Origin of the sequence: Streptomyces sp. NPDC050509, from assembly GCF_044457965.1 — a bacterium.
Taxonomy (GTDB): Bacteria; Actinomycetota; Actinomycetes; order Streptomycetales; family Streptomycetaceae; genus Streptomyces.
This window is the reverse complement of sequence record NZ_JBITHL010000001.1, coordinates 471280-497678: the sequence shown is the minus strand read 5'-3', so window position 1 is coordinate 497678 and position 26399 is coordinate 471280. Positions and strand designations below refer to the sequence as shown.

At 72.2% G+C, this 26399-nt stretch carries 20 protein-coding genes; 1 reads left to right on the top strand and 19 read right to left on the bottom strand.

All coding sequences use genetic code 11. The features are described 5' to 3' along the window. Positions 1 to 18: 18 nt before the first annotated feature. Positions 19 to 3216 carry an amidohydrolase family protein gene (locus ACIBJC_RS01705; RefSeq protein WP_399286254.1) on the top strand — a complete coding sequence of 1066 codons (3198 nt, stop codon included), beginning with the start codon at positions 19 to 21 and terminating at the stop codon, positions 3214 to 3216. A 53-nt stretch (positions 3217 to 3269) separates the two neighbouring features. Here the strand turns inward: ACIBJC_RS01705 and ACIBJC_RS01700 are convergent, their stop codons facing one another. The 19 genes from ACIBJC_RS01700 to ACIBJC_RS01610 all read right to left on the bottom strand — a co-directional run bounded on the left by ACIBJC_RS01700 (position 3270) and on the right by ACIBJC_RS01610 (position 26287). Then, positions 3270 to 3719: a DUF4913 domain-containing protein gene (locus tag ACIBJC_RS01700; protein ID WP_399286252.1), complete on the bottom strand. Its 450-nt coding sequence runs from the start codon at positions 3717 to 3719 to the stop codon at positions 3270 to 3272. Further along, positions 3703 to 7683, bottom strand: a complete 3981-nt coding sequence (locus tag ACIBJC_RS01695; protein WP_399286249.1) for a tetratricopeptide repeat protein — start codon at positions 7681 to 7683, stop codon at positions 3703 to 3705. The genes ACIBJC_RS01700 and ACIBJC_RS01695 overlap by 17 nt, the downstream gene beginning before the upstream one ends. Before the next feature lie 15 nt (positions 7684 to 7698). Then, complete coding sequence (locus ACIBJC_RS01690; protein WP_399286246.1) at positions 7699 to 8007, bottom strand: trypco2 family protein; 309 nt, start codon at positions 8005 to 8007, stop codon at positions 7699 to 7701. Positions 8008 to 8154: 147 nt separating this feature from the next. Further along, positions 8155 to 9702, bottom strand: a complete 1548-nt coding sequence (locus tag ACIBJC_RS01685; protein WP_399286243.1) for a trypsin-like serine protease — start codon at positions 9700 to 9702, stop codon at positions 8155 to 8157. Positions 9703 to 9768: 66 nt separating this feature from the next. Beyond that, positions 9769 to 11154, bottom strand: a complete 1386-nt coding sequence (locus ACIBJC_RS01680) for a cryptochrome/photolyase family protein (RefSeq protein WP_399286240.1) — start codon at positions 11152 to 11154, stop codon at positions 9769 to 9771. Between the two features lie 126 nt (positions 11155 to 11280). Next, a complete protein-coding gene (locus ACIBJC_RS01675; RefSeq protein ID WP_399286237.1) occupies positions 11281 to 12834 on the bottom strand; it encodes an SDR family oxidoreductase in 1554 nt (517 codons plus the stop codon). Between the two features lie 61 nt (positions 12835 to 12895). Next, a complete protein-coding gene (locus ACIBJC_RS01670; RefSeq protein ID WP_399286234.1) occupies positions 12896 to 13636 on the bottom strand; it encodes a DUF6390 family protein in 741 nt (246 codons plus the stop codon). Further along, complete coding sequence (gene hypE, locus ACIBJC_RS01665; protein WP_399286231.1) at positions 13637 to 14770, bottom strand: hydrogenase expression/formation protein HypE; 1134 nt, start codon at positions 14768 to 14770, stop codon at positions 13637 to 13639. Beyond that, complete coding sequence (hypD, locus tag ACIBJC_RS01660; protein ID WP_399286228.1) at positions 14767 to 15870, bottom strand: hydrogenase formation protein HypD; 1104 nt, start codon at positions 15868 to 15870, stop codon at positions 14767 to 14769. Before hypD ends, hypE begins: the two co-directional genes overlap by 4 nt. Continuing rightward, the gene (locus ACIBJC_RS01655) at positions 15867 to 16163 is read right to left on the bottom strand and encodes a HypC/HybG/HupF family hydrogenase formation chaperone (protein WP_399286225.1); all 297 of its coding nucleotides are present in this window, start codon (positions 16161 to 16163) and stop codon (positions 15867 to 15869) included. The genes hypD and ACIBJC_RS01655 overlap by 4 nt, the downstream gene beginning before the upstream one ends. Positions 16164 to 16240: 77 nt before the next feature. Continuing rightward, positions 16241 to 18832, bottom strand: a complete 2592-nt coding sequence (hypF, locus tag ACIBJC_RS01650) for a carbamoyltransferase HypF (RefSeq protein ID WP_399286222.1) — start codon at positions 18830 to 18832, stop codon at positions 16241 to 16243. Between the two features lie 4 nt (positions 18833 to 18836). Next, positions 18837 to 19379, bottom strand: a complete 543-nt coding sequence (locus ACIBJC_RS01645; protein WP_399286219.1) for a hydrogenase maturation protease — start codon at positions 19377 to 19379, stop codon at positions 18837 to 18839. A gap of 51 nt (positions 19380 to 19430) precedes the next feature. Then, on the bottom strand, positions 19431 to 19550 hold the full coding sequence (locus ACIBJC_RS01640) for a DUF6893 family small protein (protein ID WP_399286217.1): 120 nt from the start codon (positions 19548 to 19550) through the stop codon (positions 19431 to 19433). Next, on the bottom strand, positions 19532 to 21001 hold the full coding sequence (locus tag ACIBJC_RS01635) for a hypothetical protein (protein ID WP_399286214.1): 1470 nt from the start codon (positions 20999 to 21001) through the stop codon (positions 19532 to 19534). Before ACIBJC_RS01635 ends, ACIBJC_RS01640 begins: the two co-directional genes overlap by 19 nt. After that, positions 20998 to 21714, bottom strand: a complete 717-nt coding sequence (locus ACIBJC_RS01630) for a DUF6084 family protein (RefSeq protein WP_399286212.1) — start codon at positions 21712 to 21714, stop codon at positions 20998 to 21000. Before ACIBJC_RS01630 ends, ACIBJC_RS01635 begins: the two co-directional genes overlap by 4 nt. Further along, on the bottom strand, positions 21711 to 22421 hold the full coding sequence (locus tag ACIBJC_RS01625; protein WP_399286209.1) for a DUF5947 family protein: 711 nt from the start codon (positions 22419 to 22421) through the stop codon (positions 21711 to 21713). Before ACIBJC_RS01625 ends, ACIBJC_RS01630 begins: the two co-directional genes overlap by 4 nt. Continuing rightward, entirely contained in the window at positions 22418 to 23428 is a 1011-nt protein-coding gene (locus ACIBJC_RS01620; protein WP_399286206.1) for a NifU family protein, read from the bottom strand. Before ACIBJC_RS01620 ends, ACIBJC_RS01625 begins: the two co-directional genes overlap by 4 nt. A 1-nt stretch (position 23429) precedes the next feature. Then, positions 23430 to 25202: a nickel-dependent hydrogenase large subunit gene (locus ACIBJC_RS01615; RefSeq protein ID WP_399286203.1), complete on the bottom strand. Its 1773-nt coding sequence runs from the start codon at positions 25200 to 25202 to the stop codon at positions 23430 to 23432. A 29-nt stretch (positions 25203 to 25231) separates the two neighbouring features. Then, positions 25232 to 26287 (bottom strand): hydrogenase expression protein HypE, encoded by a 1056-nt coding sequence (locus ACIBJC_RS01610; protein ID WP_399286200.1) that lies wholly within the window; start codon positions 26285 to 26287, stop codon positions 25232 to 25234. Between the last annotated feature and the right edge of the window lie 112 nt (positions 26288 to 26399).

The window sequence follows — 26399 nt, the reverse complement described above, 5'->3', positions numbered from 1 at the left end:
GCGCGAGCCTGCTTCGTCATGGATCGCGAACGAAGCAACACCGCCGCCTTCTCGCTCTCCCGCCGTCAACTGCTGGCCGCCGCGGGCGCCACCACCGGGGTCGCCGTCATCGGTGCCACTCCGGCGGCGGCACGGTCGCACACCGGGCTCTCGCTGTCCTTCACGACGGCCACCAACGGCGCGGCGACGCTCTCACCCGACGGGGACCGGCTGATCGCCGAGATCCAGAACGTCCTGTGGTCGGTGCCGCGTACCGGCGGTACGGCCGTGCCGCTCACCCCGGCGGGCCTCGAACCCAACCGTCCCACACACTCCCCGGACGGCACCCTCATCCTGTTCTGCGCCTACCAGGGCGGCGGATACCACGTGTGGACCATGCGGCCGGACGGAACGGATGTACGGCAGCGGACCGAAGGGCCCTGGGACGACCGGGGCCCGGCCTGGTCCCCGGACGGCACCCGGGTCGCCTTCGCCTCGGAGCGCGCGGGGGACCCGGTGACCGGCGGACCGTACCGCATCCATGTCCTGGACCTGCGGACCGGCGACATCACCCGCGTCAGCGGGCTCGCCGGACAGGAAGGCCCCCTTCAGGACGGTGCCTGGGAGGACTTCGACCCCACCTGGGCGCCGGACGGCGAGCGGATCCTGTTCGTACGGGCGCGGGCCGTCACCACCGCCACCGGGCTCGGCCTGGACGCCCGTACCGTCGCCGCCGTCCCGGCCGGGGGAGCGGGACCGGTCGTGGTCGCACACACCGAGACCGAGGCCGCGCAGGTCATGACACCGGCCCTCGCGCCGGACGGCCGCCGGCTCGCCTATCTGCGGACCACGGCGGCGCCCCACGCCTCCTGCGCGCTCGTCGTCGACGGCAAGCCGGTCACCGTCGCCGGGGACCTCGCGGCCGTCCCCCCGCGCTGGACGGACCGGGGAGAACTGCTGCTCACGGTCGACGGCCGCTTCACCCTCGTACGCCCCGGACAGCCGGAGGAACCGGAGACCATCCCCTTCGAGGGGGTGCTCCCCGTGGACCGGCCGCGGTACCGCGTCAAGGAGTACGACCTGGGGGAAGCGCGGGTGCGGCCGGTGCGGGGCATCCATCTGCCCGCGCTCTCGCCCGACGGACGGCGGGTGGCCTTCGCCGCCCTCAACACGATCTGGCTGGCCGGTACTTCGGGCGCACGCCCGCCCGAGCGGCTGCGCCGGTCGTCCGCCACCCGCTATCCGCTCGGACCGGTGTGGGCGCGCGACGGGCGCTCCCTGCTGTACGCCGACGACCGCGACGGACTCCTCGGCGTGTACCGGCGAGATCTGGCCACCGGCGACGAGACCGCGCTCGCGACGGGCGGCCGGGTGCATCCGGCGCTCTCGCCCGACGGCACGAGGCTCGCCTGCCTCGACATGACCGGCCAACTCGTCGTCCGCGACCTGGCGACCGGTGCGGAACGTGTCCTCGTGGCCCCGCTCGGCGGGGGCGGGCTGCCCGGCCGGCCGAGTTGGTCGCCCGACGGGCGGTACCTCGCCTTCTGCGACCGCAACCGCCTCAACCTGCGCTTCAGGGAGGGCTACAACCTCATCCGCGTCGTGGACACCACGACCGGCGCCGACCGGTTGCACGCCGTCGCGCCCCATGTGTCGATCGCCGACCGGTACGACTCCGGGCCCGTCTGGTCACCCGACGGACGCTGGATGGCGGTGATCGTGGAGTCCGCGCTGTGTCTGCTGCCCGTCGCGTCCGACGGCACCCCGCGAGGAGCACTCCGCACCCTGACCGACGAACCGGCCGACCACCCCTCCTGGTCCGGCGACTCCGGCACACTGATGTACCTGTCGGGCTCGAAACTGCGGCTCATCGGCACCGACGGCACCCACGCCCGCACCGTCCGGGTACCGCTGGACCGGCGCACGCCCACCCCCGCCGACACCGTGGTGCACGCCGGGCGGTTGTGGGACGGCACCGGTGACGCCGTACGGGACGACGTCGACATCGTCGTACGCGCAGGCCGTATCGCGGCGGTCGAACCGCACCGCGCCGCGCGCCCCGGCGCCCTCCGGCGGATCGACGCCTCGGAGCGCACGGTCGTCCCCGGCCTCTGGGACACCCACACCCACCCGTGGCAGAGCACCTACGGCGGACGCCAGAGCGTCGGCCAACTGACCTACGGGATCACCACCGCCGTGTCCCTCGGCGGATTCGCCTACGAACAGGCCCGTATCCGCGAGGCGGTGGCCGCCGGACAGCTCGCGGGTCCCCGGCTGCTGACCACCGGCGAACTCCTCGACGGGGCCCGCGTCGCCTACAGCATGGGGCGCGCCCACCGCACCCGCGAAGGGCTGCGGCGCTCCCTGGAGCGAGGCGCCGCGCTCGACTGGGACTTCGTCAAAACCTATGTCAGAGCCCCCGGTTGGGTGATGGAGGAAGCGGCCCGGTTCGCGCACGAGCGACTCGGTGTACGGGCCGGCAGCCATCTCCTCTCGCCCGGCGTCCAGTTGGGGCAGGACCTGACGACACATCTGCAGGCCACTCAGCGAGGCGAGTCCGGGCACGCGGTGACCGCGTCAGGGCACGCCTTCGAGGACGTGGTGGAGATCTACGGCGCGCGAGGAGTCAACTTCGGCCTCATCGCCACCCCGTTCACCGCTGTGCCCCTGCTCGGCGCGGATCCCGGGCTCGCCGACGACCCCCGGGTCACCGCCGTGATGCCGCCGTGGGACGTCGCGGCGGTACGGCAGTCGGCGGGCGTGGCGCCGACCCCGGCCCAACTGGCGACCCTGCGCACGGAGACCGACGTCTACCGGCGGGTGCTGGCCGCGGGCGGTCTGGTCGCCCTCGGCACGGACGCGCCCCTCGTCCCCGTCGGCCTCTCCCTGCACCTGGGCCTCCGGGCGCTGCACCGGGGCGGGCTGTCGCCGGCGGCGGCGCTGCGCACCGCGACCGTACTGCCGGCCCGGCTCTTCGGAGTCGACCGGGACCTCGGCACGGTGGAGCAGGGCAGGATCGCCGACCTGACGGTGGTGGACGGCGACCCGTTCACGGACTTCGACACGCTCGTACGGACCGTGTCGGTGCTCAGGGGAGGTGTGCTGTACACGACCGAGGACCTGGTGGCCGCGTTCGAGACCCCGGCACGCCGTACCGCCGCCGACGGCGGCGAGGACGACTGGCTCGCGGTGGGACGGCTGATGAGGCGGGACGGATGCTGCGATGCGGGGGTCTGAGCGAGGACGCGTGAGGTGACCCCGGCGTCGCACCACCGGCGCCGGGCACGGGCTCAGTCGAAGGCGAACGGGTCCCTGGGCGTCTCCCTCTGGTCCTTGAACAGCCCTTCCGGCGGGGTTGCGAGCGGCAGCGGTTCGCCGCTCTGATGACCGTCGACGCATTGGGCGAACGGGCCGGTGACCGGGTCCATCAGGGCACGCATATGCGGGTCCACGTGGTGGATCCACCAGTTCGACATGCCCAGGGCGCCGTCGAAGCGCAACATCTCCCAGGCCCGCCAGACCGCGTCCAGCCGGGAGAGCGCCGGAACATGGGTGAACCACTGCGGGCACCAGACCTGCCCGGAGCCGGGGGCCGGGCGGGGAACGAAGTAGGCGAACCGATCGGTGACGAATTCCTGGACGTTCGCGTAGAACAGCTCTGCCGATCGGGCAACGTTCTCCTCATCGCGCCGGATGGCGTCGAGCGACTCGTCCTGTCCCTCTTCACGGGGTGCTGTCATGGTGTCCTGCTCCTCTGCCCAGCTGTACGTCGACAGCCTCGTCGTGGTGGCCGATCCGGTCCAGGACCCTGGCGAGCACGATGAGGGTCCATCGCAGGTTGGCCTGGGCCTGAGCGTTGCCCGGGTCCTGATCCACCAGGCCCTCGTAGATTCGGACGGCCTGTCGGGCCGGTTCCACCGCACGGACCGCCCGGCGCCAGTCGTGCCGCCCGCACAGGCTCACCGTGTGGGCCAGTCGCTTGAGGAGCAGCGCCACCTGGTCCGGTGGCCGGCCAGGGCGGTCGGCCAGCACCCGGCACACCTCCTCGGCCCGGAGGACGGTGCGCCAGGCCGTGGAAAGGGGTCCCGCCATCGTCTGCCCCTCGGCCAGCCGCAACAGGGCATGGGCGAGCGGCTGCTCCTGGCCGTCACGGTCCGCGACGAGCAGCTTGCGGCGAAGGCGCACCTCGTGCTCCGCGATTGGGACGCAGTCGCGGAAGCGGCTCGTCTCCAGGAGCGCGTATGCCAGTTCCGCGCAGGTGTCCGCCAGGTTCGCCTCGTGGCTCGCCTTCTCCGCCGCCAGCTCCACGCGCAGCTCGTACGCCTCCCGCAGCGCGCGCACCGCGCGTTCTTCCGTCGTCCAGGACCTCGCGTAGCTCGTACCGAGGTTGTGCAGGCACAGCGCCAGCCACTCGCGGCCCTCCTCGCTGTCGCGGGACAGCCGACGGTGGTGCGGCAGGGCCTGGCGCAGCAGGATGCGCTCCGCGACGGGACGGCCGAGCCTCCGGTACAGGTAGGCGCCGTCGAGGAGGCTGAGGGCGTACCCCTCCGCGTAGAAACCGGGGGCGTACTCGCTGAGCTGCCGCAGGATGGCGAGGGACTGTCCCAGGGGAGCCACCGCGTCCGTCCGGCGGCCGAGGGCGTCGTAGGCGAGGGCGAGATCCAGCGCCGTTCCGGACCGGGCGTTCAGATTGCTCGCACTGAGCGGCAACGGGGCGTGTGCGTAGATCTCCAGGGCCTCCTCGAAGCCCTCCACCGCCGCTCGGTGGTCGCCCGTGCGCACATGGAAGGTGGCGAGCGCGCTGACCGAATGGGCCAGGCGGGGGTCCGCGACGCCGTATGGGGCGCGCGCCAGGGCCCGGCGGTACCCGATGGCCTCGCGGATGAACTCCTGCGCCGCCGCGTGGTCCCCCTCGTTGGAATGCCCCCAGGCCAGGTTGTGCAGGATCTGCGCCAGGGTGGAGCCGTGGGCCTCGGGAGCTTCCCCGGCCAGCGGGCGCAGCAGTTCCTTCGCCTCCTGCTCCAGCGCCATCACCTCACCGTACGGTCGCGAGGCGACGCTGTAGTCGACCGCGAGGCCCATCAGAGCGCGCGCGAGGTCGGCGGCGTACGCGTCGGGATTCTCCTTCGCCAGCCGGCGCGAGGTCTCCACCGCCTCCTCGCCCAGCGTCAGCGCCTCCGGATGCCGCCGCAGACGCCAGAGGTTCGCGCCGCGCTCCGTCAGCGTCGTGGCGAGCAGCAGCGGATCCAGTTCGGGGTACCGGTCCACCAGCGGGCGGGCGCGCCGGACGGCCTCCTCCGTGTGCGCGTCGGAGCGGGCGATCTGGTCGAAGGGAATCGCGCTCGGATCGAGCTGCCAGACCGCCTGTGACTGGTTGACGAGCGCCCGCACCAGTCCGCGCTCGCGGTTCTCCCACCCCTCGCCGTGCTGCGCCGCCAGTGCCCGGAAGAGGTTCAACGCCTTGTCGCCCGCGTCGTACGCCTCCATCAGATGCCCGGTCATACGGCAGGCGTCCGACAGCACCAGCAGCGCGTCGGCCAGCTCCGTGCGGTGTGTCATCGCCCCGTCGTCCGCCGTGCCCTGGCGAATCGCCACCGCCTCGACGGCTGCCTCCCGGGCGTCCCCCCAGTCGCCGAGCGCCAGATGCCGCTCGGCCAGGTTGTGCAGCGCCCACGCCCGGTCGCTCAGGGCCTGCGGGTCGTCGCTCGTGGCACGGCACAGGCCGCTCAACTCGCGGGCGACATCGAGGGCGTGGTCGCGCAGGACGTGGGACTGTATCGGCAGCGCGTCCGAGTGCGCGCGCAGCACGGTGGCGGTCAGCGGTGCGTCGGCGGGAACGGAGCGCAGCGCCTCGCGCAGCCGGCCGACGATGGTGTGCGCCTGGTCCGGGCGGCCCTCGTTGGCGTGGGCCACGGCGGACCGGGCCAGTACGGTGAGGGTCTGCACCCGCTGGTGGTCCGGGGCCCGGCCGAACACTCTCCCCAGCAGCCCGCGGTCGGCGACGATCTGCTCCGAGGCGTGGTACTCCGCCAGCCGGTCCGGTTCGAGCTGGCCCCAGTGGCGGCCCTCGGGCGGCGGATACAGGTCGCGCAGCCAGCCGACGAGGTCCGTGACCAGCCAGGGCGGTTCGTCGGGCAGCAGCCGTGCGACGGTCTCCCGCGCCTCCCGCTCGTCCTGTGCGGGACACAGCACGGCCGCTGCCACCGCCGGTTCGAGATGCCGGATTCCCCGGGACCCCAGGTCCCACCCGTCGGCGGTCTCCTGCCAGTACTTCCTCTCGTGGTCCAGGAGTTCGTCCTCCAGCGTCCTCCCGTCCCGCTGGAGCGGCCGTACGCGGCTCAACAGCGCGGCCAGCGCCGCCATCTGCACGGTCAGCGCCGTCTCGGCCCCGAGGCCCGTCGCGGGGCGGGCGGCCGGAAGGGTATCGGCGAGCCCGGACCAGTCGACGTCCGCCCCGCCGGTCACCTCCGCCAGATGACGGGAGAGGTCCCTGACCGCCGTCCGGAACGCCTCCTCCCGGTCGACGGCGCCGAGGCTGAGCGCGTGCAGCCTGGTCTCGGGCAGAGCGCCGGTCGCCCGGGTCCCCCAGGAGCCGAGCGACCGGGCGAGCAGCAGCAGCCGCACCGGATGCCTGACCTCCCGGGTCTGCTCCCGAACCTTCCTGACCAGCTCGGGCCGGGTCTCGGCGTAGTCGATGACCAGCAGCAGCGGATGCTGGACCGAACGCAGCGCCCGCAGGTCACGAGGGTCGTGGGCCACCTGTCCTACGACCCAGCCGTGGTCCCGCATCCGGGCCATCAACTGCCGTGCCAGCCGCGTCTTTCCCTGGCCGCCCGGAGCGGTGAGCACGCGGGCGGCGAGCGGACCGTCCGGATCCGCCCGGCACCACTCCTCCAGGTCGGCGAGCGTGTCCTCCCTGCCGTGGAACGACACGACCTCGGCATCGGCCCGCAGCAGCATGATGGGGGACGGCACGTCGCGTCGGGGCGGCGCCGGATCCAGCAGGCCGACGAGCTCCGCCGGTTCGAGCCGCGGGTCGACGCCGGCCGCTTGGCGGACGACCTCGCGGAAGCCGTCGGAGGCCAGCAGGTCCTCGCTGCGGGTGTACGTCAGCCGTGTGCCCTGGTGCGGTCGGCGGTCCGCTCGCACCACGCCCAGGAGCAGCTTCTCGCCGAGCGGGAAGACGGCCGCGCCCGACATCCCGGACCACGGGGTGGTCCGGTCGGCGGTTCCGGGGTCCAGGCCCGAGGTGTCGATGTCCAACAGGCCGATGTCGTCGAGGATTTCGAAGGTCGGGCCACCGTGCGGCCTGACCCGGCCGACCAGCGCCGCCTGGTTCCGGCGGTCCGCTGTCCGCTCCTGCCGGGGGAACCCCGTGGCGGTGAGCCGCAGTTCGGTCCCGCCCGTCACACAGTGGCCCCAGCGCTGCGGGTGGCGGCCCCGGGCGCCGAGCAGGGTGTCCGGCGTCGGCCAGTCCCGGACATCCGCGGGGATCTCCAACAGGGCGGCGTCCACCGTCTCGTCGAGCCGGCGCCACCGCGCCTCCACGGGGAACCGCGCCGCTGCGTCCGGGAGGGACACCGTGATGTCTCCGTACGCGTCCGGCGCCAGCAGATGCGCGGCGGTCAGGACGAGCCGGGGCGCGATGAGGTAACCGCTGCCGAAGCTCGCGCCACGGACCTGGACGACCTGCTTCCACTCCATGAGCCTGTCCCCGGACTATTCGACGTCGCCCACGGCCACGTCGCCGCCACCGCGGTGCTCCGGGGTCAGGCGCAGGGTCACACGCTGTGCGGAGCGTGTCGAGCGCTCGCCGCGGGCCTCCGCCTCGGCGACCCCGAACCGCAGCTTCCCGCCACCGTTCTTCGCCCGGACCAACTCGATCTCGAACTCCGCGGTGATCTCCCCCAGGACGAAGCGCAACGAGGAGTCCTGACCGCGCCGTTGAGCCTCCGAAAGCTGGGACCGCAGTACCTCGATGGCGTCGGCCAGGTCCAGCCAGCCGTCACCGTACTCCTCGCGTGCCATGCCCTACCCCCGTCACCGCGTTCTTGGCCGGTGGCCATGCTAGTGCCCCTGTCGGGGATGTGCCGTTGACGACCGCCATCGGTCACCACGACGCGGGGCGCCGCCGGCCCGGTGGCCGGTGACGCCCCGCCTCCGGGGGCGATCGGGTCAGCGCGTGGGGGCGCCACCGGGGAGGGTGCAGCCCTTGCCGGACAGGTTCAGCTTCGACCCCTCGGTCAGACAGTCCGCGATCATGTGGACCTGCTGGCCGTAGCCACGGCCCTGTACGGAGGTCACGGCCCCGTCCGGGCCCACCTCGCAGGGGTTGTTGTCCGTGCACTGCTCGCCGGCGTCGTTGTGGGTGTTGTGGATCCCCACGACCGTGGTGCCGTCGGGCGCCAGCAGCGCCGAACCCGACGTGCCGGACCAGGGGGCGCAGTCCTCGCCGGTGGCGTAGCGGATCGAGTCGTCCTGCTGGTAGCCGCCCTCCCGCAGGTGCGGGACCACGGCCTCGGCGGTGCAGTTCAGCCGGAGGCTGGTGTAGGCCATGGTCAGCGGGTCACCCGCGCGCACGGGGGTGGAGGTGAGCCGGAAGACCTTCGCGCCCTTCGCCTGCAACTGCGCGTAGGTCTTGTCCAGTCGGTAGAGGGCGATGTCGGTGCCGGTCATCGTCGCGTACACCAGCCGGTTCGCACGGGCGGTGGCCCGGGGGTAGCCCTGGCGGTCGGCGACCGGCACCTCACGGTCGGCGGGCCGGTCCACCAGCGCGGCTCCGGGCGCGGCCCACTGCTCCTGTACGCAGTGACCGTTGGTCAGCATCAGCGCGGGGTCCTTCGGCCGGGAGGCGGGGGTGCGGACCACCGAACCCACACAGCCGTTCAGCTCCACCGCCCCTTCCACGTTCGGGATCTCGTCGTCCGGGGGCACGTCGGAGCCGGAGATGATGCCGTTGATCCAGCCGGCGTGCCGGGTGACATCGGTGTACAGCGTCGGCGCGTTCTCGCCGCCGGGGCCGCTGACCACACCGGCCACCGCCCACGCGTCGCCCTCGCGGACCAGCGCGGGCCCGCCGGAGTCCATGTTGGCCGCGGCGACGCTGCCGTCGCGGCTGCCGACGCACAGCTCTCCGGTGGGCTCGGCCACCGGACACGCCGAGGTCGGCTGCACCACGGTGTCGGCCTCCCGCAGCCGCGTGGGGAAGCACGCGGGATCTTCGCCGTCGTCGCAGGTCATGCCCCAGCCCATGATGCGGACGGGCGTGTTGTCCGGGGGTGTGGTCGAGGCGATCCGTACGGGCTCGGCCCGAACCGGGGTCCGCAGGTGCAGCAGCGCGAGGTCCTTGCCCCAGAACCCGCCCTCGTCGTGGTTGGTCGCCAGCCGGTAGTAGTGGTCGACCTCGGCGACCTCGCCTCCGGACGTGGTGTCCAGTGACCCGACCCGGACCTTCCAGCCACGCGGGACACCCACCCTCGCCCCGGTCGGGTTCCGGCCGGCGCAGTGACTGGCGGTCAGCACCCATTGCGGAGCGAGGACCTCCACCCCGCAGCCGTGCCGGTCCGGGCGCGGCGGCGCGGGGAAGGAGGGCTGGAACGAGCCCATGAACGAGTAGGCCTGAGTTGACTCGGTGCCCCCCACGACGGCCTGCGCCGGAGAGGCGGCCATCAGGGGCGCGGCCAGCGCGAGCACGGCACCGAGCAGGAGAGAACGACTTCGCATGCGCCGCACGCTAGGCAGCCGATGTGCGCGCCCCGGGATCACCGTATGACCGTCTCGCGACAGCGCTCAGTCCCGGCCACGGGCGTGCCGGAACCTGGCCAGCCCCTCGGACAGCTCCACCACGGGCTCCGGATAGCCGTACCGCGCGCGCTCCGGCCCCCGCCCGCGCGATTTCCACGGTTCGTGGACCGCGCCGCCGTCGATCCCCCGAAGTTCGGGCACCCAGCGGCGTACGTACCCGCCGTCCGGGTCGTACCGCTTCCCCTGGACCACCGGGTTCAGTACGCGATGGGGCCGGCTGTCCGTCCCGGTTCCCGCCACCCACTGCCAGTTGAGCTGATTGTTCGCGATGTCGCCGTCCACCAGCAGGTCCAGGAAGTGGCGGGCCCCGACGCGCCAGTCCACGTACAGCGTCTTGACGAGGAAGCTCGCGGTGAGCAGCCGCCCCCGGTTGTGCATCCACCCCTCGTGCCGCAGTTGCCGCATGGCCGCGTCGACCACCGGATAGCCGGTGCGTCCCGCCTTCCACGCCTCGATCTCGGCGGCGGCCTTCGCCCCCGTGCGCCATCGGTCGTGCCGCGTGCGGTAGTCGGTGCGGGCCGCCGACGGGCGCGCCGCCAGGACCTGATGGTGGAAGTCCCGCCAGCAGAGCTGCCGTACGAAGGCCTCCGCGCCCGGTCCGCCCGCCGCCCGGGCCCGGTGGACCAGCTCGGCGGGGGAGAGGGTGCCGAAATGCAGATGGGGCGAGAGCCGCGAGGTGGCGTCGCCCGCCAGCTCGTCATGGCGGTCCTCGTACCGGGCGAGCCCCGTACGGCGCCAGGCCGTCAAGCGCCGCCGTGCCGCCCGCTCACCGCCCTCGGCGAGCCCCTCCGAGACACCGGTGACCTCCGCGCGGGACGGCAGCGCCTCCGATCCCACGTCCCGTGGTACGGGCACGGTGCGCGGCGCGCCGAGCGGGTCCCGGATCCGTTCCCGGGACCACCGCCGGAAGTAGGGCGTGAACACCGCGTAATGATCCGTACCGGAACCCGCCGGTGTCACCGCACCCGGCGCCACGGCGGTCACCACGGCGTCGTGCACGTGCAACCGGCGGCCCTGGGACTCCAGGGCCCCGCGCAGCCTCCCCTCGCGACGCAGCGCGTAACCGCTCACACCACCGGCCACGTACACGTCCCGCGCCCCCGTACCCGCGGCGACCCGGCAGACCTCCTCGGCCACCTCGCCCGACCTGACCACCAGCCGGCCACCGCGCTCCCGGAGCCCCGCGTCCAGGTCCCGGAGACAGTCCGCGAGGAACGCCCGGCGATTGGGCACGGCGAAGCCCAGCTCCTCGATGCGCCGGTCCCGGACGAAGAGCGGGACCACCTCGTCGGCCGCCGCGAGCGCCGCGCGCAGGGACGGGTTGTCGTGCAGACGCAGATCGGAGGTGAAGAGGACGACGGCCACACTCATACGGCTGCTCCTGTGACGGGCCGGACGGACACGGATCCTCCGGACACTGGTACGTCGGCCCCACCGGAGCCAGGAGGCGCGACGGTCAACGGTCACCGGGACGCGACGGTCACCGGGACGCGACGGTCACCGGGACGTGGCGGATACGGCCCGGGCGGGTTCCGCGCCCTGGATCGCCGCGCGGGCGATGTTGCGTGCCATCCCGCCGAAGACCACCGCGTGGAAGGGGGAGACGCTCCACCAGTAGGCGTGCCCCAGGAGCCCTCGCGGATGGAACAGGGCCCGCTGGCGGTAGCGGGAGCCGCCGCCCTCCCCCTCCTCCACGTACATCTCCAGCCACGCCAGCCCCGGCAGCCGCATCTCGGCGCGCAGCCTCAGCAGCCGCCCCGGTTCGATCTCCTCGACGCGCCAGAAGTCCAGCGAGTCCCCCACCCGGAGCCGCTCGGCGTCCCGGCGGCCCCGGCGCAGCCCCACCCCGCCGACCAGCCGGTCCAGCCGGCCCCGGACGGCCCAGGCGAGGGGGAACGAGTACCAGCCGTGATCACCGCCTATGCCCTCGACGACCCGCCACAGGGCGCCCGGTGAGGCATCCACGTCCCGTTCCCGTACGTCGGTGTAGAGACTGCCACCCGCCCAGTCGGGGTCGGTCGGCAGCGGATCGCTGGGCACCCCCGGGACCGAGGCCGAGGACCACCGCGTGGTGACCTTCGCCTCGCGCACCCGCTGGAGCGCCAGCGCGAGCGCCCGGTCGAAGGTGAAGGGCCGTCCGGGCAGTTCGGGGACATAGCGCGTGATGTCGTGCTCCCGGCAGACGACCTCGTAGCGCAGTGATTCCGCGAGGGGGCGCGCGATCGACCGCGGGACCGGGGTGACCAGGCCGATCCAGTGACTCGACAGGCGGGGCGTCAGCACCGGGACCGGCACGATCAGCCGGCGGGGCAGCCCGGCGGCCCGCGCGTACCGCTGCATCATGTCGCGGTAGGTGAGGATGTCGGGGCCGCCGATGTCGAAGGCGCGGTTCACGTCCTCGGGCATCCGCGCGGCGGCCACCAGACAGCGCAGCACGTCGCGTACGGCGATCGGCTGGATCCTCGTCGAGACCCAGCTCGGGGTGACCATCACCGGAAGGCGCTCGGTGAGATAGCGCAGCATCTCGAAGGAGGCCGAGCCGGAACCGATGATGACCGCGGCGCGCAGCGCGGTCGTCGGCACGCCCGAGTCGAGGAGGATCCGGCCCACCTCCGCGCGGGAGCGCAGGTGCGGTGAGAGTTCCTCCACGGGGACGTCGTCCGGCGTCAGACCGCCCAGGTAGACGATGCGCCGCACGCCCGCGGCCCGTGCCCGCTCGCCGAAGACCCGTGCCGCCGTCCGGTCGGTCGCCTCGAAACCCGGTCCGGCGGCGAGGGCGTGGACCAGGTAGTAGGCGACATCGATGCCCCGCATCGCCGCGCCGACCGAGGCCGCGTCGGTGACGTCCCCCTCGACGATCTCGACCCGCTGCGCCCACGGATGGTCCCGCAGCTTCCGCGGGGTACGGGCCAGACAGCGCACCGCATGGCCCGCCTCCAGCAACTCGGGGACGAGACGGCCGCCGATGTACCCCGTCGCCCCCGTCACCAGGCAGCGCAGCCCGGCCTCGGATCCGGCCTCGCTTCCGGTCCCGGTCTCCTCGGCTTCCATGGTGCCTCCGTATCGGCTCGTACAGGTACTCCCACCGTGTACGCACCGAGCTCATTCCGCCTCACGACGGCCATGGACAGGGCGGCCGGTGAGGAGCCAGCCCCAGTGCCGTCAGTTGGCGGGTCTCCGTCGACTCGATGCGCGCCGCCTGCGGCTGCGTGAGGACGTCGCACACCCAGTCCCAGTGCAGCGCCACCAGATCGCCGGGCGCGAGCCCCGGGAGCAGGGACCGGCCGCCCGTCGACCAGCGTACGGATTCCCGGCGGGGCGGTCCCGGGGCCAGATGGGTGCCCGTCCAGCGCAGCGGACGGGACTCGACCGTGGCGCTCTCGCCGCTGACCGAGTGGACCACACCCGTACGGATACGGCACCGGTCGAGGACGGAGAGCGCCGTCGGGGTGGCCGGGGTACGCAGCAGCCGGGCCCACGGGTACACGTCGAAGACCTGGAAACTGTGGTGCGCGAGGGCGCGGTCGGACGCCTCGCGCCACGTACCGCCCTGCTGGCCGCCGAAACGGTCCCGCAGCCGGGCCAGCAGGGCCTCCGGGGCCGTCAGGTCCAGGAGTTCGTTCCCGATCCAGTACGCCTCGACCACCCGCTCGTCGAGCGGATCGGCGAGGCCGGCCGTCTCAGCGAGCAGTTCGAGGTAGCACCAGGCGCCCTCGAACCGGCGGGCGTGGCGCTCGATGCCCGCCGTCTCCTCGGTGCGGAGCAGCGCCGCGGCGTCGGCGGGCCCGCAGTAGCCGAGCTCGTTGGGCGGGTACGCGTACCGCGCGAAGAGGACCGCGCCCCGTTCGCTCATTCAGCAGATCCTCGGGAGCTGTTCACCGACCGGGAGGCCGACCACCCGGGAGCCGCCGAGGCCGGTCCTGGCCACCACCATGCCGGGGTGGCCGGACACACAGGTGCCGATCCGGCGGGCCCCGCGGCCCAGCGGGTGCGCGGTCAGCGCCGCGAGGATCCGGTCGGCGGAATCGGCCGGCACGATGGCGACCAGTTTGCCCTCGTTCGCGACCTGGAGCGGGTCCAGTCCCAGCAGGCTGCACGCGTCGCGCACGGTCTGCGGTACGGGCAGATCCCGCTCGACGAGTTCGATGCCGACATCCGAGGCGGTGGCGATCTCGTTGAGCGAGGCCGCGACCCCACCGCGGGTGGGGTCGCGCAGTACGTGGATCCCGGCGCCGGTGGCGATCATCGCGGCGACCAGGTCGTGCAGGGCCGCGGTGTCGCTCTCGACCGTGGTGCCGAACTCCAGGCCCTCCCGGCAGCTCATCACCGCGATGCCGTGCACCCCGATGTCGCCGCTGATCAGCACGGCGTCACCGGGCCCGGCGCGGTGCGGGCCGATGTCGACACCGTCCGGGATCACACCGATCCCCGAGGTGTTGACGTAGACGCCGTCGCCACTGCCGCTGTCGACGACCTTGGTGTCACCGGTGACCAGCCGCACGCCCGCCGCCCGCGCCGCCGCGCCCATGTCCTGGGCGATCCGGCCGAGTTCGCTCAGCGCGGTCCCCTCCTGGAGGATGAACGCACAGGACAGGAAGAGTGGTACGGCGCCCGACATCGCCAGGTCGTTGACGGTTCCGTTCACCGCGAGGTCACCGATGGATCCGCCGGGGAAGAACATCGGCTTCACCACGAACGAGTCCGTGGAGAAGGCCAGTCGTGTGCCGTCCCCGACGGTGAGCACGGCGGAGTCGCCCAGTTCGGACGCCGCCGCCGAGCCGTACGCCGGAAGGAACAGGTGCTCGACCAGTTCGGCCGACATCGCACCGCCGCCGCCGTGCCCCATCACCACCGTCGGGGTCTCGCGCAGCGGGACCGGGCAGGCCCAGCCTTCGAAGTCCAGCACGGTGTCCGGCCCGACGTCCGAGGCGGCGGACAGCGAGATCGCGGGGGCGGGGGCGGGTACGTGATTCTTCGTCTCAGTCACTTCGCATCGACCAGTTCCAGTCGGCGGTACGTGTAGTACGCGGCGCACGCGCCCTCGGAGGACACCATCGTGGCGCCCAGCGGATTCCTCGGCGTGCACTCCTTGCCGAACGCGGGGCACTCGTGCGGCTTGATCAGCCCCTGGAGCACCTCTCCCGACCGGCACAGCGGCGACTCGGCCGTACGGATCTCCGCCACGTCGAACCGCAGCTCGGCGTCGAACTCCCGGTACTTCTCCGACAGTCGCCAGCCACTGGCGGGGATCATCCCGATGCCGCGCCAGGTCCGGTCGGTGACCTCGAAGACGTCCCGCAGCATCTCCATGGCGGGCAGGTTTCCCTCGGCGCGCACGGCGCGGGGATAGGCGTTCTCCACCTCGTGCCGGCCCTCCTCGAACTGGATGACCGTCCTGCGGACGCCTTCGAGGATGTCGAGCGGCTCGAATCCGGTGATGACGATGGGGACCTGGTACTTCTCCGCCAGCGCCGGGTACTCCGACGTCCCCATCACACTGCACACATGTCCGGCGGCCAGGAAGGCCTGCACCCGGCAGGTGGGGGACTCCATGATGGCGGCGATCGCGGGCGGTACGAGGACGTGCGAGACGAGCAGGGAGAAGTTGCGTACGCCCAGCCGCCGCGCCTGGTGGACCGTCATGGCGTTGGCGGGGGCGGTCGTCTCGAATCCGATACCGAAGAAGACGACTTCCCGGTCGGGGTTCTCGCGGGCCAGTTTCAGCGCGTCGAGCGGCGAGTACACGACGCGTACGTCACCGCCCGCGCTCTTCACGGAGAACAGGTCCTGGCCGCTGCCCGGCACCCGCAGCATGTCGCCGAAGGAGCAGAAGATGACGCCGGGGCGGGCGGCGATCGCCAGCGCCCGGTCGATGATCTCCAGCGGGGTCACACAGACCGGGCAGCCCGGTCCATGGATCAACTCAATGTGATCGGGGAGCAGTTGGTCGATGCCGTGCCGGATGATCGAGTGGGTCTGCCCGCCGCAGACCTCCATCATCGCCACCGGACGGGTGGAGGCCGCGTGGATCTGTTCCAGCAGCCGCTCGGCCAGTTGGGGGTCGCTGAATTCGTCCAGGTACTTCACCGGTCGGTTCCTTTCACCGTGTCACGCTGTCTGGCGGCCAGTTCGAAGCCGTCACCGAACTCCTCCTCCAGGAGTCCGAGCTTCTCGAAGGTGGCCAGGGTCTGCTGGGCCGACTTCTCGTCGAGCCGTTGAATGGCGAAGCCGACATGGACGACGACGTATTCGCCGACCGCCGCGTCGGGTACGTACTGGAGGCAGACCTCCTTACGCACACCGCCGAAGTCGACCTCCGCCATCAGGGTGTCGTCGACCTCGGTGGTGCGCAGGACGCGCCCCGGAACTGCCAGACACATGGTGCCTTCCTCACTCCGCGGGTCATCGCGGGTCGTCATCGGTCATCACGGTTCGTCGGTGGGTTTCACGTGTGCTGTCAGCCGCCCGACGCCGCGATCAGCAGTTGGCCGAAGGCGAGACCGCCGTCGTTGGGCGGCAGCAGGCGCGGGCGCAGCACGGTGAAATCCCGTTCCTCCAGGGCGTGTTGTGTCGCTTCGAGGAGGACGGCGTTCTGGAAGACCCCGCCCCCCAGCGCCACCACCCCGAGTCCGGTCTGCTTCCGGCACAGCTCGGCGAGGTCGGCGGTGAGCCGGGCGACGGCCGTGTGGAAACGCGCGGCGATCAACTCCGGTGCGACGCCCGCCCGTACGTCCGACACCACCGCGCGGACCACCGGACCGGGGTCGGCGACGACCGGTTCGCCGGGCCCCGGCGCCGGGCGGATGCCGAAGGCGTAGCCGCTCCCGGCGGGCTCCTTCGGCGCCGCCCGGGCCAGCCCCTCCAGCTCGGTCGCCGCCTCCGCCTCGTACGCGACCTCGTGCCGCACCCCCGCCAGCGACGCCACCGCGTCGAAGAGGCGCCCCATGCTCGATGTCGGTACACAGCCGAAGTCCGTCGCGAACTGGTGGGCCAGCACGCCCCGTTCGGGGGCCGGGCAGGCCGCCACCGAGGGCAGCTCCTCGTCCCAGGCGACACCCGCGGCCCGCAGATGCGCGAGCGCCATCCGGTACGGCCGCAGCACACTCGCGTCGCCGCCCGCCAGCGGCACGTACGCCAGGTGCGCCGCCCGCTGGAACGACTTGTAGCCGGCGATCAGGGCCTCGCCGCCCCACACCGCACCGTCGGTGCCGTGGCCGGTGCCGTCGAAGGCGAAGCCGATGACGCTCTCGCCGGCGCCCAGGCCGTGCTCGCCCATCACGGAGGCGATGTGCGCGTGGTGGTGCTGTACGGTGCGCACGGCGCGGCCCCTGGCGTGTGTACGGGCCCAGACGCCGGAGCGGTAGCCGGGGTGCCGGTCGGCCACGAGCTGTTCGGGTGCGACACCGGTCAGCAGCGCCAGATGGTCCGCCGTACGGGTCAGTGCCTCGACCGTGGAGAGGTCGTCCAGGTCGCCGACGTGCTGACTGACCCAGGCGTAGCCGCCCTCGCCCAGCGCGCAGGTGTTCTTGAGATCGGCGCCCGCCGCGAGCAGCGGCGGCACCTCGAAGGGCAGGGCGAGGGGGAGCGGCGCGTACCCCCGCGATCTGCGCAGGGGCAGTTCGGCGTCGGCGACGAACCGGCTGACCGAGTCGTCGCACGGCACCTGGATCGCCCGGTCGTGCCGCAGCCAGGCGTCGACCAGCGGTGCGAGTTCGCTCAGCGCCTTCGCGTCGTCGGTGACGATCCGTTCGCCGGAGCGGTTGCCGGACGTCATCACGAGCGCGTCGGGCCCCGGGGTGTCGCCGTCGAGGCCGAGGAGAAGGACATGCAGGGGTGTGTACGGGAGCATCAGCCCGAGATCCGGACTGCCGGGCGCCACGGCGTGCGCGATCCCCCTGGCCGGGGCGGGCGCCCGGCGGGGGAGCAGCACGATCGGCTTCCGCGCGCCGGTGAGCAGCGCTGTCCCGCCCTCCGTCAGGGTCACCAGCTCCCCGGCGGTACCGAGGTCCGCGACCATGACCGCGAAGGGCTTGCCACCCCGGTGCTTGCGGCGGCGCAGCCGGGCGACCGCCGCTTCGTCGCGGGCGTCGCACGCGAGGTGGTAGCCGCCGAGTCCCTTGACCGCGACGATCCGCCCCTCGGCGAGCAACCGCCGTGCCGCACGCAGCGCTTCGTCGCCGTGCAGCGGCGTTCCGCCGTCCTTGGTGATCAGTTCGAGACGGGGGCCGCAGGCGTGACAGGCGATCGGCTGGGCGTGGAAGCGGCGGTCGCGCGGATCGCCGTACTCCGTGCGGCAGTCCGCGCACATCGCGAACGCCGCCATGGTCGTCGCCGCGCGGTCGTAGGGCAGGCCGGTGACGATCGTGAACCGTGGTCCGCAGTGGGTGCAGGTGATGAAGGGGTGGCGGTGGCGACGGTTCTCCGGATCGCGCAGTTCGGTCAGGCAGTCCTGACAGGTCGCGATGTCGGGGGAGACCAGGGTGCGGGCCCGGTCGCTCGCGCTGGAGTCCTCGATGGTGAACCCGGCGCCGCCGACGAGCGGCAGGTCGGTCTCCGTCACTGACTCCACGACCGCGAGCGGGGGCGGCCGGTCCCGCAAGCGCCGGCCGAACTCCGTCACCGCTTCGGGGTCGCCCTCCACCTCGGTGATCACGCCGGCGCCGGTGTTGGACACCGTGCCGGTGAGGGTCAGCTCGGCGGCCGTGACATAGACGAAGGGGCGGAAGCCCACGCCCTGGACGACGCCGCGCACCTCGAACCGGCGGCGTACACGGGGCTGTCGGGGTACCGGATCCGCCTCCCGCGTGTCCTCCTCGCGAGCGCCGCTGCCCATCATCTCCAGCCCCGACAGCGCCTGCGCGGCCTTCGCCTCGTCGATGATCTCCAGAGCGAAGCCCATGTGCAGCAGGACCCAGTCACCGGCGGCCGGCGGCGCGTCGAGCATGCCGACGTTGACACGGCGCCGGGCGCCCTCCACATCGACGAGGGCGAGCTGGCCCGCGTACCCCTCGACGGTCTCCACGACTCGCCCGGGAATGCCGAGACACATGGGATCAGGACCTCCGGGGCCGGTCGGGCGCGGATGTGAGGGCGGGGTCGGGCTCCGAGGACGGTCCGGCTCCGGCCGCCGGCAGTTGGCGGACCAGCGCCCGCACCGCCGACACCGCCCGGGGGACGGCCGCGGTGACCGCCTCGCTGAGACCGATGCCCTCTTCGACACCGGCCGGGGTGCAGCCCACGAGGTGGGTCAGCGGGAGCGTACCGCCTAGTTGGTCCAGATTTGCCAGCACCGCGACCGGATTCATGCCGTGTGCGTCGAATTCACCCGTACCGAGGTCGTCCGGGCCGATCCGGAGCACCGTCAGCTCACCCGGTGGCCCGCCCCCCGGATACGCGTCCACCAGCACCAGCGCGTCGTACCCGGCGAGCAGGTCGTACGCGAGGTGCATGCCCCGGATGCCGTAGTCGACGATCCGGACCCCGGTGGGCAGCGGCGGCCCCGGGTCGGCGGCGAGCCGCCGTACGACCTCGGGGCCGAAACCGTCGTCGCCGAGGAAGAGATTGCCGATGCCCGCGACGAGCACGCCTCCGGTCATGTCAGGACCGGCTCTCGGCGGGTGGCCGCGCTGGTGGTTCCTGCCGCGCGCTCACATGGAGCGCATTCTCAGGTACCTGCGGATGTCGGGGATCGAGCGCACGCCGATGGCGACGGCGACCGCCGCCATGGCGGCGACCACACCCGTGGTGATCAGTCCGAGGAATCGCACGATGGGTTCTCCTTCCGGAACTCCGGTGACGGGGGATCGGGGATGGGCGGGCCGGGATCGCCGGCGGGCAGCGGTTCCAGCTCTTCGGGGGCGAAGTAGAAGTAGCGGCCGTACCAGTCGTGCAGGTCGGCCGCCGGGTCGTCGACGAGGACGAGGGCGACATGCACACCGCCGTCCACGTCCGAGAGCACAGCCGTCACCCGCGCCACCTGACCGTCGAAGAACAGGTCCTGCGCGTCGGCGCGGCGGGTCGGACGCACCCGTACGAGACTGCCCTTGGCGACCTGGACCCCGTCGATCACCACGCTGTCGGAACCCGGTGACACGGCGGCGTCCGCCGCCGGATCCCACCACGGGGCGCCCCCGGTGTCGAAGGCGGCGGTCGCCCCGGGTGTGTCCGGGTCGGTCGCCGGACCCGGGGCGGGGAGCGGACCGTGCGGGTCGCGCAGCAGGCCGTGGAGCCGCTGGAGGTCCCCGGGTGTCATCGCGTCACAGCGGTCGATGATCTCGCGGGCGCGGGGATCGGTGGCCCGGGCCTCCGCCTTCTCCCGCTCCGTCATCGTCATCACCCGGAGCGTCAGGATCTCGTCGATCTCGGTCGAGTCGAACAGGGCGCCCGCGCTCTGCTCGGCGATCTCCGGGTGGTCGTAGAGAATGATCGGCGCGCCGAGCACCGTGTCCGTGGCGCCCTTCGCCCCGGCCAGGACCGGCCAGCACCGGTGCTGTGCGCACCGGGCCGCCGCGAGGGCCGCCGCGTCCGGGGGCTCGCGCAGGGAGACGAAGCGGGCGCCCCGGGCCTGGAGGAGCAGATGCGTGCCGATCAGCGAGACGCGGATCGCGGCGTCCTTGCCGGCGACGGTCCCGGCGTGCTCGTTCTCCACCGAGACCGACAGCCGCAGGAATCCGCCGTCCTCCGTGGTACGGGTACGGACCCGGGCCACCAGCGGCTCGCGGCGCCGTACGACCGCGCCGACCGCCACCCCGTCCGCGTCCGTCAGGGGCTCGGTCTCCTCGCCCCCGGCGACCGTACAGAGCTGATCGCTCGCCCCGTTCAACGGGACCGCCCCCAGGTCGACTTCCCGCTCGACCGCCTCGTCCCAGCTCAGCACCGCCACACCGGCCACGGTGAGTTCGCCGACGGCGACATGGCCGCCGTCCTCGGTCCGCCGCCGTACCTCGCGCACCTGATGCTGGAGGAACCGCAGCCGTACCGTCACCCCGGCCGTCCCCGGCGCGTCGGCCGGGACCGAGAGCAGGCACTCCATCGCCATGCCCGGTTCCTCGGCGAAGCTCGCGGGGGTCGCGGAGGGCGGCCCGAGGACGCCGAACTGCCAACGGGACCGGTTCTTGTGGGCGCTGGCGCGGTACGGGTACAGCAAGTAGCCCTCGTACAGCACCGCGTCGGCGACCTCACGTACGTGGTCGAGGCCCACCGGAGTCGTCCCGGTCACCGGACCACCTCGTCGAGATCATCGGAGGCGGCCGCGGCGCACGCCCCCACGCCCCCGTCCGCACCCGCGTCGGCCAGCACCGTCCGCACCGTCTCGTCCCAACTGATCAGCCCGCGCCGCTCACGGAAGTCCGCGAAACCGGCGAGCACGTCGTGATCCAGCCTGATCCAGCCGGAGTGGGGGAAGTGGAACGCGATCAGTTGCCGCCACACGGCGACCGGCAGCTCGTACCGCGCCTCACGGTCCCAGGGCACCTGCCGCACGCCGAGCCCCGAACGGCCCCCGCCCCGGGCGAAGACGGTGCCCGAGAACAGCAGACTGATCGGTACCGTCCCGTCCTCCCCGAGCGCGTGCAGATAGCGGGAGCCGACGACGTCGAAGTCGTAGGTGCAGGGCAGCGCGAGATCGACCTCGGTGGAGCCGGTGAACCCCTGCACCGTCGTGTTGCACTGCATCCACAGGAACGGCCGAAGCGTGTCCGACCACCGCTCCCGCTCCCCGAACAGGCCCCGCAGCCCGTCCTGTTCGGCCTGGTCGTACGGGCGGCGCTGCGGTTCGATACGGACCTGGCAGCGCAGCACGATCGCATGGACCGGCTCGTCGGAACCGTCCTCGATCCGCAGCCGCGCGGTGAGCTGCGGCGCCGCGCTGTACGGTTCGGCGACGATGTCGCGTACGGAGAACTCCAGGCCGGGCGCCGCGGGAAGGCTCATGAGGAACCCTCCACGGCCGTCGCGCCTGTCGTCGTTGCCGCCGTCGTCCGCTCGGGGTGCGCGGGCCTGCTGCGCGCCCTGACCCGCTCGAAGAACGCGTCCATCGCGGCGTGCGCCTCCTGGCCGCCGTCGAAGCCGCGCCACACCGTACGCAGCCGGCCCACCAGTTCGTAGCAGGCGTCGATCGGCACCAGATGGCACGACGCCACGCCCTCGCGTCCGTCCCGTCCGGTACGGCGCACGAGCAGCGCCTCGACATCGGCGCGCACCACCGCCAGTTCGGGGGCGGCGGCCACCAGCGTGGTCCAGGCGTCGAGCGGCAGTTCGGACTCCGTCGCCCCGGCCGGGCCGGGGTAGAACGCGACGGTGCGGTCCTGCGTCGAGTTGCGGAACAGGAAGGCCAGCCCCACCGGGATCTGCAGCTCGTCCCAGCTCCGCGCGTCCAGCGGGAGCCCGTCGAAGCTCAGATACCGGTCGGGCACCGCCCGGTAGCGCAGATGCGCGCCGTCCTCCGTGAACAGCAGGTAGCAGGCCCGGCAGGAGCACATCAGCCCCCGGCTCTCCAGGTTCACCACATGCTGGTGCTCCGCACCGACCGGCGCGGCGCACATCTCGCAGCGTTCCCCGGTGACCGGCTCGGGACGGTTGCGGGTGACCCGCAGCAGCGCCGCGACCGGCGACCTCGAACGGCCCGTCGGCGCGCTCATGTCGCGACCGCGGGCGCGGCCGGTACGGCGATCGAGACCGAGGCCCCGTCCGCCAGTACGGGCAGCGGGTCCAGGTGCGCGCCGTCCGCGTCCGTGTCGACACAGGCACCGGCCCGCCGTACGTCGTAGTGCGCGCGGCAGGCCGAGCACCGCAGCACCCCGTCCCCGGCGCCGCCGCCCAGCCGCCGGGCCAGCGTCGCGCCCTTCATCGGCTGCTCGCACCGGGCGCACCGGTCGCGGAAGGCGAACACGTCGGGGCCGATCCGGCAGGCCACCAAGGGGAACCCGGCGGCGCTCAGCCGCTCGACCCCGCCGGACTCCAGGGCGAGCAGCGCCGGCACCGGCTGCCAACTCGCCCCCGAGCCGCCGGCGCCGGCATCGGCGGTGCCGGCCTCGGCGGCCGTACCGCCATCCGTACCGGCCGGAGCCGCTTCGCGCAGCCGCGAGAACAGGGAGTCCACCGGTACCAGCGGACCCGGCGCCTGTTCCGTCCCGGCCGCGTCCTCCACCTCGATGGTGCTGATCTCCGGCGCCGCCGCCTCGACCGCGCCCCGCACGGCGAGCGCGAGCGTGGCGGAGGAGGACGGGCAGCCGTCGCAACTGCCCAGCAGCCGCAGCCGTACGGCCCCGTCCGCCGTGACGCCGAGCAGCTCCACGTCACCGCCGTGCGAGCCGAGATACGGCCGGACGCTCTCCAGCGCGGTCTCGACCCGCCTCTCCACGCTGTACGGGTGCAGTCCGTGCACCAGCAGCACGCTGGCCACCAGATCGTCGTCGGCGAGGGCGGCCAGGACCCTGTCGTCCAGCCCGCCGTGCTCGTGGACGAGGTCGAGCAGCCGCTCCAGTCCGGCCCCGTAGAAGTCGGTGACCAGCCGAACCAGCTCCTCGCCGCGCTCGCGCGCCGCCGGGCCGCCCGCCGCGCCGGCCGAGATCAGTGCGTCGATGCGTTCCCCGGTCGCCCGCCAGGCCTCGGACGGCGCGGGCTCCTGCGTCTGCCGCTCCGCCATGTCACTCACTGCCCGCGGACTGCGTGGGCGAGTGCAGCAGCTCCAGCTTCTTGCCCTCACCGAGATACATGTGGACGCCGCAGGGGAGGCAGGGGTCGAAGCTGCGTACCGTACGCATGATGTCGATGCCCTTGAAGTTCTCCCGGTCGTTCTCCTCGAAGATGGGCTGGCCCTGCACCGCGTCCTCGTACGGTCCGGGCGTCCCGTAGGAGTCACGCGGGCTCGCGTTCCACGGGGTCGGCGGGTACGGGTGGTAGTTGGCGATCTTGCCGTCCCTGATCACCATGTGGTGCGAGAGCACCCCGCGCACGGCCTCCGTGAAGCCGCAGCCGACACCTTCCTCCGGCACCTCGAACTTCTCCCAGGTCTTGGTGCGGCCGGCCCGGATCTCCACGAGCGCCTTCTCCGCGAAGTGCAGCGCGCAGGCCGCCGCGTACGCCTGGAAGTAGGTGCGCGCCCGGTTGCGCTCGATGGTGTTGCTCCACCGCGGGACGTGCCACTCGAACTCGACCGGGCCCTTGGTGGCGGTCTTGGGGAGGTTGATCCGCACACTCGTGCCGGTGGCCTTGATGTAGCCGATGTCGACCAGACCCGCCAGCGCGGTGGTCCACAGCCGGGCGAGCGGCCCGCCGCCGGTGTCGAGCGCGAGGTAGTCCGTGCCGTCGAACCAGCGCGGCGACATCACCCAACTGTATTTGTCACCCAGATCGCGCTTCTGGGGCTGCGGGTTGGTGTGCTGGTTCCACGGATGCCGCCGGTCGACCGGGTTGCCGAGCGGGTCGTGGGTCACGAACATCTCCTGCTCCTCCCAGTCGTTGTAGTACGACGAGCCGAGCAGGATGCGGATACCGAGGTTGATCTTCACCAGGTCGGTGGTGACGAGCTTGCCGTCCACGACGATGCCGGGGGTCACATACATCTTCCGGCCCCAGGCGGTCATGTCCCGGTACTCGAAGTTGCAGTGCTCCGGGTCCTGGAAGGAGCCCCAGCAGCCCAGCAGGATACGGCGGTTGCCCACCTGTTCGTAGCCGGGCAGCGCCTCGTAGAAGAAGTCGAAGAGGTCGTCGTGCAGCGGCACGACCTTCTTCATGAACTCCACGTAGCGCTGGAGACGGGTGATGTAGTCCGTCATGAGCTGGATGGTCGCCACCGTGCCCACACCACCGGGGTAGAGCGTGGAGGGGTGCACGTGGCGGCCCTCCATCAGGCAGAACATCTCGCGGGTCATGCGGCTGACCTGGAGGGCCTCGCGGTAGAACTCGCCGGTGAACGGGTTCAGCGCGCGCATGATGTCGCCGATGGTCCGGTGCCCGTGGGCGTCGGCGTGCGGCGAAGGGGTGCGATTGGCCTGTTCGAGGACGCCGGGATTGGTCTCGGCGACCATCTTCTCGCAGTAGTCGACCCCGACCAGATTCTCCTGGAAGATGTTGTGGTCGAACATGTACTCGGCGGCCTCGCCGAGGTTCACGATCCACTCGCCGATGTGCGGGGGCTTCACGCCGTACGCCATGTTCTGCGCGTAACAGGAACAGGTGGCGTGGTTGTCACCGCAGATCCCGCAGATCCGGCTGGTGATGAAGTGGGCGTCGCGCGGATCCTTGCCCTTCATGAAGACCGAGTAGCCGCGGAAGATCGAGCTGGTGCTGTGGCACTCGGCGACGACCTTCTGCTTGAAGTCGATCTTCGTGTAGATGCCCAGACTCCCGACGATACGGGTGATGGGATCCCACGCCATCTCCACCAGCTCGTCTTTACCCTGGCTCGTCGTCGTCATGAGGCCGCCTCTTTTTCCTTTTCGGTGCGTTACCAGGTGCGGGTGGCGCCGGTGGTCAGTTTCTTGCCGCGTGTACGCCACTTGGGCTCGCGGTCGAGGGTGTGCGTGGTGATGTTCCGCAGCCGCCGCATCGTCGAGCCGTACAGCCCGACGGCATTCGTGGAGAGCTTTCCGCCGGGGGGCTCGTCCATGAACGGCATGAATTTGTCGGGGAATCCCGGCATGGTGCAGCCGATGCAGATTCCGCCGACGTTGGGGCAGCCGCCGATACCGTTGATCCAGCCGCGCTTGGGCACATTGCATTTCACGGTGGGGCCCCAGCAGCCCAGCTTGACGATGCACTCGGGTTGGCCGTACTCCGTCGCGAAGTCGCCCTGCTCGTAGTAGCCGGCCCGGTCGCACCCCTCGTGCACCGTACGGCCGAACAGCCAGGTCGGACGGAGCGACTCGTCGAGAGGGATCATGGGGGCCTGGTCGGTGGCCATGTAGAGCAGATAGGTGAGGGTCTCCGACAGGTTGTCCGGCTGGATGGGGCAGCCGGGGACGCACACGATCGGGATACCCGCCTTGGACTTCCACTCCCAGCCCAGGTAGTCCGGCACGCCCATGGCGCCGGTGGGGTTGCCCGCCATGGCATGGATGCCGCCGTACGTGGCGCACGTACCGACCGCGACGATCGCCGTGGCCTTGGGCGCGAGCCGGTCGAGCCACTCACTGGTGGTCATCGGCTGCCCGGTCGCCGGGTCGTTGCCGAAGCCCGACCAGTACCCCTCCTCGTGCAGTTTCTCGTTGGGGATCGACCCCTCGACCACCAGGACGAACGGTTCCAGTTCGCCCCGGTCGGCCTTGAAGAACCATTCGAGGAAATCGTCGGCGCCACCGGTGGGGCCGCACTCGAAGTCGATGAGCGGCCAGTGCACGGCGATCCGCGGCAGACCGGGCAGCGCGCCGAGCGCGATTTCCTCGATGCTGGGCTGCGTGGCGGCGGTGAGTGCCACCGAATCCCCGTCGCAACTCAGCCCCGCGTTGATCCACAGGACATGGATGAGAGTGTTCTCCGCTTTTACCGCTGCTTCTGTCGGCATAGCCCGCTGCCTTCCGGGATGGGACCGCCCGATACCAGTGAGGGTGGCGACACTCACCTTGCTACCATCTAGAATCCGCCCGGTTGTTCTGTCAACACGAGATTGTTCCGGG

Excerpts from the sequence above, each read along its gene's own strand:
- ACIBJC_RS01620 (WP_399286206.1), bottom strand. The coding sequence starts at position 23,428 with ATGGCGGAGCGGCAGACGCAGGAGCCCGCGCCGTCCGAGGCCTGGCGG.
- ACIBJC_RS01680 (WP_399286240.1), bottom strand. The coding sequence starts at position 11,154 with ATGAGTGTGGCCGTCGTCCTCTTCACCTCCGATCTGCGTCTGCACGAC.
- ACIBJC_RS01675 (WP_399286237.1), bottom strand. The coding sequence starts at position 12,834 with ATGGAAGCCGAGGAGACCGGGACCGGAAGCGAGGCCGGATCCGAGGCC.
- ACIBJC_RS01670 (WP_399286234.1), bottom strand. The coding sequence starts at position 13,636 with ATGAGCGAACGGGGCGCGGTCCTCTTCGCGCGGTACGCGTACCCGCCC.
- ACIBJC_RS01625 (WP_399286209.1), bottom strand. The coding sequence starts at position 22,421 with ATGAGCGCGCCGACGGGCCGTTCGAGGTCGCCGGTCGCGGCGCTGCTG.
- ACIBJC_RS01615 (WP_399286203.1), bottom strand. The coding sequence starts at position 25,202 with ATGACGACGACGAGCCAGGGTAAAGACGAGCTGGTGGAGATGGCGTGG.
- ACIBJC_RS01610 (WP_399286200.1), bottom strand. The coding sequence starts at position 26,287 with ATGCCGACAGAAGCAGCGGTAAAAGCGGAGAACACTCTCATCCATGTC.
- ACIBJC_RS01630 (WP_399286212.1), bottom strand. The coding sequence starts at position 21,714 with ATGAGCCTTCCCGCGGCGCCCGGCCTGGAGTTCTCCGTACGCGACATC.
- hypF (WP_399286222.1), bottom strand. The coding sequence starts at position 18,832 with ATGTGTCTCGGCATTCCCGGGCGAGTCGTGGAGACCGTCGAGGGGTAC.
- ACIBJC_RS01645 (WP_399286219.1), bottom strand. The coding sequence starts at position 19,379 with ATGACCGGAGGCGTGCTCGTCGCGGGCATCGGCAATCTCTTCCTCGGC.
- ACIBJC_RS01690 (WP_399286246.1), bottom strand. The coding sequence starts at position 8,007 with ATGGCACGCGAGGAGTACGGTGACGGCTGGCTGGACCTGGCCGACGCC.
- ACIBJC_RS01685 (WP_399286243.1), bottom strand. The coding sequence starts at position 9,702 with ATGCGAAGTCGTTCTCTCCTGCTCGGTGCCGTGCTCGCGCTGGCCGCG.
- ACIBJC_RS01700 (WP_399286252.1), bottom strand. The coding sequence starts at position 3,719 with ATGACAGCACCCCGTGAAGAGGGACAGGACGAGTCGCTCGACGCCATC.
- ACIBJC_RS01705 (WP_399286254.1), top strand. The coding sequence starts at position 19 with ATGGATCGCGAACGAAGCAACACCGCCGCCTTCTCGCTCTCCCGCCGT.
- ACIBJC_RS01655 (WP_399286225.1), bottom strand. The coding sequence starts at position 16,163 with ATGTGTCTGGCAGTTCCGGGGCGCGTCCTGCGCACCACCGAGGTCGAC.
- ACIBJC_RS01695 (WP_399286249.1), bottom strand. The coding sequence starts at position 7,683 with ATGGAGTGGAAGCAGGTCGTCCAGGTCCGTGGCGCGAGCTTCGGCAGC.